Source organism: Mesorhizobium sp. GbtcB19 (genome assembly GCF_019091085.1).
Taxonomy (GTDB): Bacteria; Pseudomonadota; Alphaproteobacteria; order Rhizobiales; family Rhizobiaceae; genus Mesorhizobium.
Genome location: NZ_JAGXJY010000017.1, coordinates 114,122 through 127,405, shown reverse-complemented (window position 1 = coordinate 127,405; position 13,284 = coordinate 114,122). Strand labels below are relative to the sequence as shown.

Sequence of the window (13,284 nt, the reverse complement as noted above, 5' to 3'; positions counted from 1 at the left end):
AAGTGTGTCTGCGTATTCCGGCCGTGTTGACTCGAAATGTAGATCGAGCCAGCTTGCGTCACTCGCTTCATGGCCGGTCGATGTTGAATTTTTGCCGGTACTGATGTTCCCCTCCGCGAATCGCCGATAATATGTAACCTCGATAGCTGGCTCAGGTGAACAGACGCGACATCTGATGGCAACTAATCCGTTATCGCCATGAGACGCCTGCCGGACGCATAGAAAATATGACCCTGATTAAAACGGACGTGCTCTAGTTTCGCGAGATGCCGGACGCAGAGAAAAGCGTTGGCCACAACATCAATCCATATGAGCCGCCGGCGCCCCGCCCGCCGGCGCGGCCTTGGGCTTGCGCAGCAGGATCACGAAGGGAATCGCGGCCAGCGTCATCACCATCAGGATTTTGAAGTCGTTGATGTAGGAGATCATCATCGACTGGACGTTCACCGCGCGGTCGACCTGCGAAAGGGCCGCGGCGTTGCCGCCGGCGGCCGCCGGCGAGGCGGCCCACAGGTTCGGATTGTACGGGTTGATGAAGGCCGAAAGCTCGGTGTGGTTGATCTGCGTGTTGCGCACCATCAGCGCCGCGACCACCGAGACGCCGATCGACGAGCCGAGATTGCGCACCAGGCTGAACAGCGCGGTGGCGTCGGTGCGGTAGCGCGCGTCGAGCGTGGCGAAGGCGACCGTCGACAGCGGCACGAACACCATGCCCATGCCGAGACCCTGGACGACGCCCGAGGTGAGGATCAGCCAATTGTCCATCTGCGGCGTGAAGCTCGCCATGGTGTAGAGCGACTGCGCGGTCAGCAGGAAGCCGATGGCGACCAGGATCCTTGCGTCGAACCTGTGCATGATGCGGCCGACCACCAGCATCGAGATCATCGTGCCGATGCCGCGCGGTCCGAGCACCACGCCGATGGTGACGGTCGGATAGCCGAAGATGTTGGCCAGCATCGGCGGCAACAGCGACATCGAGGCCAGGATCAGCACGCCCATGACGAAGATAAAGCCCAGGCCGGTCACGAAATTGCGGTCGAGGAATATCTTTGGATCGATGAAGGGATGCTCTGATGTCACCGTGTGGATGATGAACACCCAGAAGCCGGTGAGCGACAGAGCGAGCTCGATCCAGATTTCGGCCGAGTTGAACCAGTCGACCTCGCCGCCGCGATCGAGCAGAAGCTGCAGCGCGCCGACGCCGAGCGAGATCATAGCGAAGCCGAAGAAATCGAAGCCGCGGACGCGCTTGGCGATGACGGGCAGGTAGGCGGCCATGCCGAGGAAGGCGAGGATGCCGACCGGCAGGTTGATGAAGAACACCCAGCGCCAGTTGAAGTTTTCCGTCAGCCAGCCGCCGAGCGTCGGCCCCAGGATCGGCCCGAGCATGATGCCGGCGCCCCAGATCGCCATCGCCTGGCCGTGGCGTTCCTTCGGGTTGATGTCGAGCAGGAAAGTCTGCGACAGCGGCACGATGGCCGCGCCAAACACACCCTGCAGCAAACGAAAGAGCACAATCGTCTCGAGGCTCCAGGCGAGGCCGCAGAGCATGGAGAAGATGGTGAAGCCGACGACGGAGGCGAGGAACAGTTCCTTGCGGCCGAGGCGGTCGGCGAGCCAGCCGGTGACCGGCGTCATGATCGCGGCGGCCACGATGTAGGAGGTCAGCACCCAGTTGATGTTGTCGGGCGACGCGCCGAGGTCGCCGGTCATGGTCGGCAGCGCGACATTGGCGATCGTCGTGTCGAGCGCCTGCATGATCGTTGCCAGCATCAGCGCGACCGTGATCAGCCCGCGATGCGGCACTTCCTTGAAGGGTTCGGGCGTGCTCATGATGCTGAACTTCCAGCCGGTAACAGAAACGTGTACACTGGGTTTCCGGGCGGCAAAGCCTTCCGTTGAGAGACCCTCATCGCGGTGGGACGCGACTATCGATGTGGGGGTTACATCGACCGAAAGTCTCTGCTGGAGCGGATGCCTGCCGCCCGGAAACCTGAGGACCGACGGGTCCGTGCCGAAGGTTCAGTTTTCGAACCGAACCACAACGCGGCTCGATCGCCTGACTATCCTTCACGCCCCTCCCATCGGACCAATCCCCTGCTTGCGTCCGCCCGCCTCCCACCGCGGGCGTCCACTGATTTCTATTGCGCGTTTTCCCCTGCCGCGGCGTGGCCGAAGATCGACGGCAGGCCGCGCGCCACGCCGGTGTCGACGGTGACGGTGGCGCTCATGCCGGTGCGCAGCGCCATCCTGGCGTCGGGATCGGTCAGTTCCAAGCGCACGGGAATGCGCTGCGTGACCTTGACCCAGTTGCCCGTGGCGTTCTGCGCGGGCAGCAGCGAGAACTCCGCGCCCGTGCCTGCGCCGATCGCCTTGACGGTCGCCTCGAAGGTGCGGCCCGGATAGGTATCGACGACGATCTCGGCCTTCTGGCCGGGCTTCATGTGGGTAAGCTGGGTCTCCTTGAAATTGGCGTCGATCCAGGTGTCGCCGGTCTCGACCAGCGCGAAGAGCGGCGTTCCGACGGAAACATACTGGCCGACCTTGAAGGACGCGGCCTGGTAGATGACGCCGTCAGCAGGCGCCTTCACCGTGGTCTGCGCCAGATCGTAGGCGGCCTTGTCGCGCGCGGCCAAGGCCGACATCACGGTCGGATGCTTGTCGGTCTCGATATCAGGATTGCCGCCAAGCGCGGCCTTGGCGCTGACGATGCCCTGCTCTGCCACCGCAAGCTGCTGCTGGGCCTTGTCGAGATCGTTGCGGGCCTGGTCGAGCGACGACTTGGCGTTGATGCCCTTCTGCGCCAGATCGGCGGCGCGGCCATATTGCGACTGCGCGTAGTCGACCTCGCTGCCGGCGGACTTTTCCTGCGCCATCGCCTGGCTGTAGGCGGCGCGCAGTTGCTCGACATTGAGACGCGCGGCGGCGACCGCCGCGTCGGCCTGGGCCAGCGCGATCCGGTAAGGCTCGGGGTCGATGACGAAGAGAAGATCGCCCTGCTTGACCGTCTGGTTGTCGGCGATGCCGACCTGAACGATGCGGCCGGCCGTATCGGAAGCGACCGAAATCCTCGCCTGCTGCAAATTGGCGTTCTCGGTCTCCTGGTAGCGGCCACCCGTCACCCAGACATATGAGCCGCCGGCAAGCAGCGCCAACGGCAGGGCGACCATCAACAGGAAGCGGCCGAGGCGGCGCTTCTTCCTCGGCGCCGCGGGGACCGGCTGCGGCTCGGGCGCAGTGACGGCCGCCGGCTGCGCCGGGGCTTCCAGCTTGGTTACGTTGTCGTCTTCCCTCTTGGCTGCCGCGCTCATGCTGCCGCCCCTTCCCTGCTCTTCATCTTTTCCAGGGATGATGCCTCGCCGTCCGTCAGGTTCTGCACGATGATGTCCAGCACCCGGATCAGCATGCGCCGGTCTTCCGGCGAAACACCGGTCAAGGATTCCTCATAGACCTCGCCGGCAAGGCTTTTGACATCGGCATAGGCGGCGCTCGCCTTCCCGGTCGGGAAGATCATGCGCACGCGCCGGTCGGTGGCGTCCTGGCGGCGCTCGATCCAGCCGCCCTCCTCCATGCGGTCGACCAGCCGCGAGACGCTGATCGGCTCGATTTCGAGCAGTTCGGCCAGCCGTGCCTGGGTGATGCCCTCTTCCTTGGCGACGCGCACCATCAGCCGCCATTGCGCCGAGGAAAGCCCCAGCCCGCTGGCGCGCGCTTCGAAGCGCTTGCGCATGAGACGCTGCACGTCGTGGATCAAAAATCCCAATCTGTCGATGCCATCTGAAACCATGAGCGATAGATATAATAAGCGTGCTTACTATTCAAGAGAAAGCTTTGCGCCAGTAGCCGGAAGGCTCAGGCCCTAACAATCCCCCTGGCGCGTGGCGGACGGCGGAATGCAACGACGGCCGTTCAATCCACCGAGCTTGCGGATTAGATGAAGCGATGCGAGGACGGACGTCTGCGCGTTAGCACTGCAGCCGTCAACGAACCTGCCGTGTGATCAAGGATTTGAGCGCGCTGGCGTTGCTTTCGATGCTAAACCGGGACCGAACATCCGCTTGAGCGCGATGAGCCATCGTGCGCATGTCGTCCGGGTGACACAGCGCGTAGTCCAGCCATTGCGCAAAATCATTCGCATTTGGCTCGGCGAGCAGACCGGTTTCCAGATGGGTGATTGTCTCGGGAATACCGCCAATATTGCTTGCCAGGACCGCAATGCCCAGTCCCGCCGCCTCAATTTGAGCCAGACCCAACGCTTCGACGGACGAAGGCATGACGACGAGGTCCGCTTTTTTCAGGATCGCCGCAACCGATGGCAGTTCACCCATCCAGATTTGATCATAAAGGCCAAGCTGGATTGCCCGTTGCTTGATCGACTCTTGCTCGGGTCCCGATCCAACAATTGCAAAATGAAGCGCGGGCCATCGCGAACGCACTTTCGCTATCGCGTCAAGCATCAAAAGGTGGCCTTTCTCCCCGCGGAGCATACCCACCTGCACGATCAGAGTGCCGCGCTTCCTTTCGATCCATTGAGAAAGATCGAAGGGAAGATCAAGGTGACACTCCGCATCGAGTTTTTCGAAATCCACACCCGGATAAATCACTTCGACCCGCTTAGGGTCGACCCGGCTATTGGACAGAATTTTTGATCGCAAATACTTGCTTGGGGTGAATGTAACATCCACGAAATAGTTATAGCTATATTCCGATATTTTTCCAGCCAGGTATGCTTTAGACCTGATCAGGCGTGGACGATTCCGACCGAAAATTCGTGCAGCAATTGCAAGATTGTCCGTATCATGACCGCTGTGACAGAAGCATGCGGCGGGCCGCATTGCGGTGATCAGCCGATATAAACCAATTATCGTACGCGGATCCGCGCCGTTTCTAAATGGAAGCCTCTCTGTCCGAATGTTCATTGTCGCCGCTAAAGCCCCGACCCGAGAATTCGGGCGGCAGGCCAGCACCACGTCAATCCCAGACGCTCGAAGTGATTGCATCTGGATCAGCAATTGCCGTTCTTGTCCGCCGATATCGGGTGAGCTTTCAGTAAAAATAACGCTGTCGATTTTTTTGCTGTTTAAAGTCATGACAGTTAAAAGGCGATTGTCGGAATCGCTTGCCTGCTGATCGATACTTTTCCCTGAAGGCGGCCGGGCGAAGTGGCGCTCGCTCCAGCCCAACAGATGGATAAGCGAACAGAGCTGGCGGCAAGCCGTATCGCGAATTCACTACCGAGGGCAATTTACAAAAATGTGAAGCTGGGCCGCGCCTTGCGGAACAAAACTTCCCGCCCACAGTGCGGCATACGCAGTTTGCGGGGCTGCGCGGTTTGCTGCATAGATGCGCCGGCGCGGCAGGGAGCGAAACGATGTTCGACATCTGGCAGGCGGGCATCGTCCCGGATCGGATCGACAGCGCACTTGCCCCGCAAGGCCTGGACAAGAGCCGGGTCGTCTGGCTGCCGCCTCAAGGGTCGTACCGCTTCATCGCCGACCCGTTCGGCCTCTTCCATGGCGACCGTTTCACAGTGTTGGTCGAGGCATACGACCACCGGGTGAGGCGCGGCGAGATCCACTACTACAGCTACGACCGGGACTGGAGGCTCAAGGAGCGCGGCGAGGCCTTGAAGGAGCCGTTCCATCTCTCCTTTCCGTTCCTGATCCGGCAGGGGGACGATATCTTCATGCTGCCGGAGGCCTTCAAGAGCGGGCGGCTCACGCTTTACAAGGCGACCGATTTTCCAAAGGCGTGGCGGCCGGTCGCCGTGCTGCTGGACGAGCCCGCGGTCGACGCGGCTGTTTTTCGCCACCAGGAGCGCTGGTGGATGCTCTATGCGCTCAACGGTCCTAACCAACGGGACATGCGCGAGCTGCACGCCTCTTTCGCCGAGAGCCTGACCGGCCCCTGGACCAAGCATCCGCAAAATCCGGTGCGCACGGGACACGCATCGTCGCGGCTCGGCGGCTCGCCCTTCGAGCATGATGGCCAGCTGTATTTGCCGACCCAGGATTGTACAACCGGCTACGGCACAGCCATCAACCTGTTGCGGATCGACCGCCTGACGCCGGAGGAATTTTCGGCCGAAATCGTCAAGCAGCTGTCGCCCGAGGGGTGGCTCGATGGCTTCGACACCGGCCTGCACACGCTGTCGGACGGTGGCGGCGTGACGCTGATCGACGTCCGCCGCTTCGAGCGCACGCCGAAGCGGCACCTGGTCAAGCTGCAGTACTGGCTGCGCAAGCAGATGCGGTCAACCGACTGAAAATTCACTGTGTTTTCTGTCGCACGCTAGCGCCTCTCGGCTCGCTCATGGTAAAGCTTGCGCCGTGGATCGGGGGATCACGCAATGCCGACGCTTTATGCGCTGAAGCCGGCCTTCCAGGACAGGCTGCGGCCGCTTGTCGGCCGGCTGGCAGCGATTGGGGTTACAGCCAACGGCGTCACCCTGCTTGCAGCCGGCCTCTCCGTCGCGGCCGGCGTGGCGATCGTGGCGGCGCCCGGTTCGCGCCTGCTTCTGCTCCTCATTCCCCTGGTGCTGTTCGTGCGCATGGCGCTCAACGCCATTGACGGGATGCTCGCGCGCGAACATGGCCAGGCCTCGACGCTCGGCATGTATCTCAACGAAATCTGCGATGTCGTTTCCGACGTCGCGCTCATCCTGCCCTTTGCCGCCTTCCCGCAGTTTGGCGTTTGGGGTGTCGTCGCCTTCGCCATCGCCGCGATGCTCACCGAATTCGCCGGCGTTCTCGGCATTCCCGCGGGGATCGGGCGCAACTATGCCGGACCGTTCGGCAAGAGCGACAGGGCGCTGGGGCTTGGCGTGGTGGCGGCTTTGTGCGCCGTCGGGCTGTGGCCGGCGGCGATCGCGCCGTTTGTGTTTCCGGCCATGGCTACGCTTTCGCTGCTGACCGCCATAAACCGGATACGCGCCGGTCTTACTGGCAAGACCGGCTAAGCATCGAGGCCCGCGATGCCGTCCGAGGGGAACAGCATGCTTCACGAACAGATCGTCACCGCGCCGGCCGAGAACGTTGCGCGGCAGGCGCAGGAACGCAGCTTCCGCAGCCATGACTGCACGGAGATCTTTTACCGTTTCTGGCCGGCGGCGTCCGCTGACGCCAAGGGCGCGATCGTGCTCTTCCATCGCGGCCACGAGCATGGCGGCCGCATGGCGCATCTCGTCGACGAACTCAGCATGCCGGACTACGCCTTCTATGCCTGGGATGCGCGCGGCAACGGCTGCTCCGCCGGCGAGCGCGGCTATGCGCCGTCTTTCGCCGCGCTTGTGCGCGATATCGACTGTTTCATGCGCGAGATCGCCGCCAAGGACGGTTTTGCCGCACAAGATATCGCGCTGATCGCACAGTCCTTCGGCGCCGTGCTCGCGGCAGCCTGGGTGCATGACTATGCGCCGAAACTGCGCGCCATGGTGCTCGCCTCGCCCGCCTTCTCGGTCAAGCTCTACGTCCCCTTCGCCAAGGAAGGCATTGCGCTGTGGCAGAAGCTCAAGGGGCGCTTCTTCGTCAATTCCTATGTCAAGGCGAGCCTGCTCACCCATGACCCGGTGCGCATCGCCTCGTTCGAGAACGATCCGCTGATCACCAGGCCGATCGCGTCGAACATCCTGGTCGAGCTCTACCAGCACGCGGCGCGCATCGTCGCCGATGCCCGCGCCATCACCGTGCCGACGCAGCTTCTCCTGTCCGGCAGCGACTGGGTGGTGCGGCACGGCCCGCAGCACGAATTCTTCGTCAATCTCGGCAGCCGCATCAAGGAACGGCACGTGCTGCCGGGCTTTTTCCACGATACGCTTGGCGAGCGCGACCGCGGCAAGGCGCTCGACCTGATCCGGCCGTTTATCGAAGGGCAGTTCCAGAAGTCGGCCGAAGCCGTCGACCTGAGGCAGGCGGACATCGCCGGCTACACGCGTGACGAGGCCGACCGGCTCGCCTCGCCGCTCGATCTCCTGTCGCCCAAGGGCCTCTACTGGGCCATGAGCCGCGCCTCCATCCGCGCCGGCAGCTGGTTCTCCCGCGGCATGAAGATCGGCGTCGGCACCGGCTTCGATTCCGGCTCGACGCTGGATTATGTCTACGAGAACGACGCGCGCGGGCTCGGGCCGATCGGCCGCATGGTCGACCGGACCTTTCTCGACGCCATCGGTTGGCGCGGCATCCGCCAGCGCAAGCTCAACCTCGAAGAGCTGATCGGGCAGGCTTTGGCAACGCTGAAGGCCGCCGGACGGCCAGGCCACATCCTCGACATCGCCGCAGGCCACGGCCGCTACGTGCTCGACGCGATCGGCAAGAGCCCCGAGCAGCCGGCCAGCGTGCGCCTGCAGGATTATTCCGACATCAATGTCGAGCTCGGCCGCAAGCTGATCACTGAGCGGCAGATGCCGGCGAGCGTCTCGTTCCGGCGCGCCGACGCCTTCGACGGCGATGGGCTGGCCAGGCTGAACCCGGCGCCGGACCTCGCCATCGTCTCCGGCCTCTACGAGCTCTTCGCCGACAATGCGATGATTGCCCGCTCGCTCGGCGGCCTGGCCCGCGCCATGCAGCCGGGCAGCCTGCTGATCTACACCAACCAGCCCTGGCACCCGCAGCTCGAGATGATCGCCCGCAGCCTGACCTCGCATCGCGGCGGCCAGGCCTGGGTGATGCGGCGGCGCACACAAGCCGAGATGGACCAGCTGGTCGAGGCGGCCGGCTTCGAAAAGCTTGACCAGCGCATCGACCAGTGGGGCATCTTCACCGTCTCGTTGGCAAGGCGGGTTTAGGAACCGTCCACGCATGCCCAACAGTGCCGAGCCCCCGTCACTTTCAGCCAGCCCAGCCGCCGAACCTTACGGTCGTATCGTCGTCAGGGCGGCGCTCTGGCTCGCGTTTCTCGCGCCGTTCTTCTATTCGACCTATGGCTTCGCCAACTGGCTGGCCTCGACACGCCCATATGTCGGCAGCATCGTCTTGTCCTGGGAGCACCACGTTCCGTTCCTCGCCTGGACGATCGTGCCCTACTGGTCGATCAACCTGTTCTACGCCCTGTCGCTGCTGCTCAACGACAGCACGCAGGGCGTGAACCGGCTGGCCGGCCGCTACCTCACCGCGCAGGTCGTCGCCGTCTCCTGCTTCATCCTGTTTCCGCTGACCGCCACCTTCGTGCGGCTGGCGACGACCGGCCTGCCAGGTTTCCTGTTTGCCGTGCTCGGCGGCTTTGACAAGCCGTTCAACCAGGCCCCTTCGCTGCACATCGCGCTGCTGGTGATCATCTGGGATCACTGGCGCCAGCGCCTCTCCGGTCCACTGCTCAGCGTCTGGCATGGCTGGTGTTTCCTGATCGGCGCCTCGGTGCTGACGACTTGGCAGCACCATTTCATCGACATCCCGACTGGGGCACTGCTCGGGTTCTTCGCGCTGTGGCTCTTTCCCGCCAAGGGCGAGCTGCCCTTCGCCGGTTTTCGCCTGGCCGCCGATGCCAAGGCGCGGAGGCTTGCGCTCTACTACGCACTGGGCGCGGTTCTGGCGCTTGCCGGCGCAGCCATCGGCGCCTTCTTCTCGGCCGCCGCGCTTGCGCTTTTGTGGCCCGCGCTGGCGCTGGCCATCGTCGCCTTCGCCTATGCCGGAGCCGGCGCGAAACTGTTCCAGAAGACAGCGGACGGCCGCGTATCGCCGGCGAGCCGCATCCTGCTCTGGCCGTACCGGCTGGGCGCCAAAGTCAATGTCTGGGCCTGGACGCGAAAGCTGCCGCCGGTCGTGACCGTCACCGACGGCGTGTTCCTCGGACGGTTTCCCGACGCTGCCGAAGCCGACGCCTTCGGCACGGTGATCGACCTTGCCGCCGAGCTGGAGCGGCCGCGCGATGCGACAGGGCGCTGGGAGAGCTTTGCTACGCTCGATCTGGTTGTGCCTCCGGCGGATATGCTCGACCAGGCGGTGGCGGCGATCGAAGCGGCGCGCCGGCAGGGCACGGTGCTGGTCTGCTGCGCGCTCGGCTTCCAGCGGAGCGCTACCGTCGTCGCGAAATGGCTGGTCGCCAGCGGCCGCTCGCACACGCCGGCGCAGGCGCGCAAGCAACTCGCGGCGTCCGGCCGGCCGGTGCATCTTCGGGTCGGACTGGACGAGCCGGCATGAGCGACGAGGCCTATCAACGCAAGACTGCCGCCTTTGCCGCCATGCTGGTCAAGCAGGCGGCATGGCCGGCCGCGATCGTGGTCGCCGGCGACAGTGTCGCACCGCTGGTCGCCTCGGCGCGCGGCGCGCTGCATGCGCCGCTTGCTGTGCTGGCGCTGCTGGTCGCTGCGGCGAGCGCCGTCGTGGTGCTCGGGCTTTCGGCGCTTCTCGTTTTCGATGCGCTGCTGTTCCGGCTGATGGCGACGCATGGCGACGAGATTTCCGGAGGCGCCGCCGTCGACGACATGCTGAGCCGCATGCGGCTGAAGCCCGCTCAGCCAACGCCGCGTCCGCTTGACGACCGCATCGCTGGCACACGCAAACTGCTTGCCCGCCAGCGCATCGCTTTCGCGGTCTTCGTCGTCGCCTTCCTCACCGCCGGTTTCTGGATGCCCAGATGAGCAAGCTTGCGCTGCGCACCTATACGCTGTTGCAGACGGTGACCTCGGTCGGCCTCTCGGCGATGGCCTGGGCGGTCACCGGCGTGCGGCCGATCTGGAACGGCAGCCAGCCGTCGGACCGGCAGCGCATCTATTTCGCCAACCACACCAGCCATGGCGATTTCATCCTTCTGTCGGCCTGCCTCAGCGAAACGGAGCGCGCCAAGACGCATGCGATCGCCGCGGCCGAATATTGGGGCAAGTCGCGGCTGCGCCGCTTTATCGCGCAGGACATGCTGTCCTCCGTGCTGATCAGCCGGCAGTGGACAAGCGAGGCGGAGCACCCGATCTCGATCATGCTTTCGGTCCTCGAGCAGGGCCACTCGCTGATCATCTTCCCGGAAGGCACCCGCAACACCAGCGACGAGCTGCTGCCCTTCCGCTCCGGCCTCTACAATCTGTCGATGGCACGGCCGGATGTGGAGCTCATCCCGTGCTGGATCGAGAACATGTCGCGCGTGCTGCCCAAGGGCCAGTTCCTGCCGGTGCCGCTGCTTTGCCGCGTCGTCTTCGGCGCGCCCGTGGCGCTGGCGCCGGGCGAGGAGCGCCGCGCCTTCCTGCAGCGCGCCCGCGAAGCCCTTCTGGCGCTCGACCCGCGCCCCGACCGAGACGATTGATGCGCCACGAAATCAGCATTCTCATCATCGGCCTGTTCGTGGTGCTGAGCACCGCCAGCGTCACGGCCGGCATCCTTTCGATGCGCGCGCCGAGGCCGCTCAGCGCGACGCTCGTCAACCTTACCCAGCGCATCAACGCCTGGTGGGTGATGGTCGCGCTGATGACGGTCGCCTTCTTCTTCGGCCGTTACGGCATGACCATCCTGTTCGCGCTGATCTCGTTCGCGGCGCTGCGCGAATTCGTGACACTGACGCACAGCCGGCGCAGCGACCACTGGGTGCTGCTCGGCATGTTCGGCATCGTCATCCCGTTCCAGTACTGGCTGGTGTGGACCGCCTGGTACGGGCTGTTCGTCATCTTCATCCCGGTCTACTGCTTCCTTTTGATGCCGGCGATCACGGCGCTGCATGGCGATACCGAACGCTTCCTGGAGCGCGTCTCGGCGCAGCAATGGGCGATCATGATCTCGGTCTATTGCGTCAGCCACGTCCCCGCCCTGCTGACGCTCAACGTGCCCGGCTTCGAGGGCCGCAACCTTTTGCTCATCGCCTTCCTGATCATCGTCGTGCAGGGCAGCGACGTGTTGCAATACATCTTCGGCAAGCTGTTCGGAAAACACCGCTTCTCGCCGAATGTGTCGCCCTCGAAGACCTGGGAAGGGCTGATCGGCGGGCTGGTGGCGTCGAGCCTGCTCGGCGCTCTGCTCTCCTTCATCACGCCGTTCTCGCCGCTGCAGGCCTCGGCCGTCGCCTTCGTCGCCTGCACGATGGGTTTCCTCGGCGGCCTCGTCGCCTCGGCGATCAAGCGCGACCAGGGCGTCAAGGACTGGGGACACCTGATCGAAGGCCATGGCGGCATGCTCGACCGCACCGACAGCCTCGTCTTCGCAGCGCCGATCTTCTTTCACATCGTGCGCTATTTCTGGACCGTGTGAGCGCCCGATTGAATCCGTTCGCGCAACCGCAGCGCGACGGCGGCACTGCCTGTGAGTATCGCTTCGCCCCTTCGCGCCATGCGCAATTTCGATCAAACTGGCCGTCGGCGCGGCCGTTAGGGTCGGCCCGCCAAATGCGAGGAACCATGAACCCGACCGAGAAAGCGCTGTGGTTTGTCGAAAGCCACCTGCCGGATGCCATCAGCCTCGACGAAATTGCGGCAAGCAGCGGCGTATCGCGCTTCCATGTGACGCGCGCATTCGGCGCCGCCACCGGGCGGTCAGTCATGGGCTATATGCGAGCGCGCCGCCTGAGTGAGGCGGCGCGCCAGCTGGCCGGCGGCGCGCCCGACATTCTCTCGGTCGCGCTCGATGCTGGTTACAACTCGCATGAGGCTTTCACCCGCGCCTTTCGCGACCAGTTCGGCACCACGCCGGAACTGGTGCGCGCGCAAGGCTCGACCAAAAACCTCGACCTCGTGGAGCCTATCCTGATGGACAGTTCACTTCTCGCCACGCTCGAGCCGCCGCGCTTCGAGACCAGCCGCCCCTTCCTCATCGCAGGACTCGGAGAGCGCTACAGCTGCGAAACCAGCGCCGGCATCCCGATGCAGTGGCAGCGTTTCGCGCCCTATATCGGCAACATCCCCGGCGAAGTACCCGGCGTCTTCTACGGCGCCTGCCTCAACGGCGACGATGCCGGCAATTTCGACTATGTCGTCGGCGTCGAGGTCAAGGATTTCTCCGACCTGCCCAAGGATTTTTACCGCGTGCGGGTGCCGGCGCAGAAATATGCCGTGTTCTCGCATCGCGAGCACATCTCGACCATCCGCCGCACCGTCAACACGATCTGGAACAAATGGCTGCCGGGCTCCGGTCACGAGATCGCCGACGCGCCGGAATTCGAGCGCTACGGGCCGGAGTTCGACGCGCATACCGGCAATGGCGGGCTGGAGATCTGGCTGCCGGTGGAGGGGTGAGGCGCCTTCCCTTCTCCCCTTGCGGGAGAAGGTGTCGCCGAAGGCGACGGATGAGGGGTGTTCCAGCGGAGTAAGACGCTGGCGTTCCCTGGAACACCCCTCATCCGTCTCGGCGCTGCGCGCCGATCCACCTTCTCCCA

At 64.2% G+C, this 13,284-nt stretch carries 12 protein-coding genes; 8 read left to right on the top strand and 4 right to left on the bottom strand.

Annotated elements, in window-relative coordinates; translation table 11 throughout:
* Positions 1 to 300 precede the first annotated feature (300 nt).
* The 4 genes from KVT37_RS24940 to KVT37_RS24925 form a co-directional block, all read right to left on the bottom strand.
* Positions 301 to 1,833, bottom strand: coding sequence for a DHA2 family efflux MFS transporter permease subunit (locus tag KVT37_RS24940; protein WP_217577664.1), 1,533 nt, complete (start codon positions 1,831 to 1,833; stop codon positions 301 to 303).
* A gap of 308 nt (positions 1,834 to 2,141) precedes the next feature.
* Positions 2,142 to 3,311 (bottom strand): HlyD family secretion protein, encoded by a 1,170-nt coding sequence (locus KVT37_RS24935; RefSeq protein WP_217577663.1) that lies wholly within the window; start codon positions 3,309 to 3,311, stop codon positions 2,142 to 2,144.
* A complete protein-coding gene (locus KVT37_RS24930) occupies positions 3,308 to 3,787 on the bottom strand; it encodes a MarR family winged helix-turn-helix transcriptional regulator (RefSeq protein WP_217577662.1) in 480 nt (159 codons plus the stop codon). Before KVT37_RS24930 ends, KVT37_RS24935 begins: the two co-directional genes overlap by 4 nt.
* Before the next feature lie 193 nt (positions 3,788 to 3,980).
* Positions 3,981 to 5,183 (bottom strand): glycosyltransferase, encoded by a 1,203-nt coding sequence (locus KVT37_RS24925; protein WP_217577661.1) that lies wholly within the window; start codon positions 5,181 to 5,183, stop codon positions 3,981 to 3,983.
* Positions 5,184 to 5,371: 188 nt separating this feature from the next.
* Here KVT37_RS24925 and KVT37_RS24920 point away from each other — a divergent pair, with 188 nt between their 5' ends.
* The 8 genes from KVT37_RS24920 to KVT37_RS24885 all read left to right on the top strand — a co-directional run bounded on the left by KVT37_RS24920 (position 5,372) and on the right by KVT37_RS24885 (position 13,144).
* Entirely contained in the window at positions 5,372 to 6,265 is an 894-nt protein-coding gene (locus KVT37_RS24920) for a glycosyl hydrolase family 43 (protein ID WP_217577660.1), read from the top strand.
* Between the two features lie 84 nt (positions 6,266 to 6,349).
* A complete protein-coding gene (locus KVT37_RS24915) occupies positions 6,350 to 6,958 on the top strand; it encodes a CDP-alcohol phosphatidyltransferase family protein (RefSeq protein WP_217577659.1) in 609 nt (202 codons plus the stop codon).
* A gap of 36 nt (positions 6,959 to 6,994) precedes the next feature.
* Complete coding sequence (locus KVT37_RS24910; protein ID WP_254634232.1) at positions 6,995 to 8,782, top strand: bifunctional alpha/beta hydrolase/class I SAM-dependent methyltransferase; 1,788 nt, start codon at positions 6,995 to 6,997, stop codon at positions 8,780 to 8,782.
* 13 nt (positions 8,783 to 8,795) lie between these two features.
* A complete protein-coding gene (locus KVT37_RS24905) occupies positions 8,796 to 10,133 on the top strand; it encodes a phosphatase PAP2/dual specificity phosphatase family protein (RefSeq protein ID WP_217577657.1) in 1,338 nt (445 codons plus the stop codon).
* Complete coding sequence (locus KVT37_RS24900) at positions 10,130 to 10,573, top strand: hypothetical protein (protein ID WP_217577656.1); 444 nt, start codon at positions 10,130 to 10,132, stop codon at positions 10,571 to 10,573. Before KVT37_RS24905 ends, KVT37_RS24900 begins: the two co-directional genes overlap by 4 nt.
* Positions 10,570 to 11,229, top strand: coding sequence for a 1-acyl-sn-glycerol-3-phosphate acyltransferase (locus KVT37_RS24895; protein WP_217577655.1), 660 nt, complete (start codon positions 10,570 to 10,572; stop codon positions 11,227 to 11,229). Before KVT37_RS24900 ends, KVT37_RS24895 begins: the two co-directional genes overlap by 4 nt.
* Positions 11,229 to 12,164 carry a phosphatidate cytidylyltransferase gene (locus tag KVT37_RS24890; RefSeq protein ID WP_217577654.1) on the top strand — a complete coding sequence of 312 codons (936 nt, stop codon included), beginning with the start codon at positions 11,229 to 11,231 and terminating at the stop codon, positions 12,162 to 12,164. Before KVT37_RS24895 ends, KVT37_RS24890 begins: the two co-directional genes overlap by 1 nt.
* Positions 12,165 to 12,310: 146 nt before the next feature.
* Positions 12,311 to 13,144 (top strand): AraC family transcriptional regulator, encoded by an 834-nt coding sequence (locus tag KVT37_RS24885; RefSeq protein ID WP_217577653.1) that lies wholly within the window; start codon positions 12,311 to 12,313, stop codon positions 13,142 to 13,144.
* Positions 13,145 to 13,284: the final 140 nt, after the last annotated feature.

What these genes read in the sequence shown, in the direction of transcription:
- KVT37_RS24935 (WP_217577663.1), bottom strand. Translation starts at nt 3,311, where the DNA reads ATGAGCGCGGCAGCCAAGAGGGAAGACGACAACGTAACCAAGCTGGAA.
- KVT37_RS24930 (WP_217577662.1), bottom strand. Translation starts at nt 3,787, where the DNA reads ATGGTTTCAGATGGCATCGACAGATTGGGATTTTTGATCCACGACGTG.
- KVT37_RS24920 (WP_217577660.1), top strand. Translation starts at nt 5,372, where the DNA reads ATGTTCGACATCTGGCAGGCGGGCATCGTCCCGGATCGGATCGACAGC.
- KVT37_RS24915 (WP_217577659.1), top strand. Translation starts at nt 6,350, where the DNA reads ATGCCGACGCTTTATGCGCTGAAGCCGGCCTTCCAGGACAGGCTGCGG.
- KVT37_RS24940 (WP_217577664.1), bottom strand. Translation starts at nt 1,833, where the DNA reads ATGAGCACGCCCGAACCCTTCAAGGAAGTGCCGCATCGCGGGCTGATC.
- KVT37_RS24900 (WP_217577656.1), top strand. Translation starts at nt 10,130, where the DNA reads ATGAGCGACGAGGCCTATCAACGCAAGACTGCCGCCTTTGCCGCCATG.
- KVT37_RS24890 (WP_217577654.1), top strand. Translation starts at nt 11,229, where the DNA reads ATGCGCCACGAAATCAGCATTCTCATCATCGGCCTGTTCGTGGTGCTG.
- KVT37_RS24885 (WP_217577653.1), top strand. Translation starts at nt 12,311, where the DNA reads ATGAACCCGACCGAGAAAGCGCTGTGGTTTGTCGAAAGCCACCTGCCG.
- KVT37_RS24910 (WP_254634232.1), top strand. Translation starts at nt 6,995, where the DNA reads ATGCTTCACGAACAGATCGTCACCGCGCCGGCCGAGAACGTTGCGCGG.
- KVT37_RS24905 (WP_217577657.1), top strand. Translation starts at nt 8,796, where the DNA reads ATGCCCAACAGTGCCGAGCCCCCGTCACTTTCAGCCAGCCCAGCCGCC.
- KVT37_RS24895 (WP_217577655.1), top strand. Translation starts at nt 10,570, where the DNA reads ATGAGCAAGCTTGCGCTGCGCACCTATACGCTGTTGCAGACGGTGACC.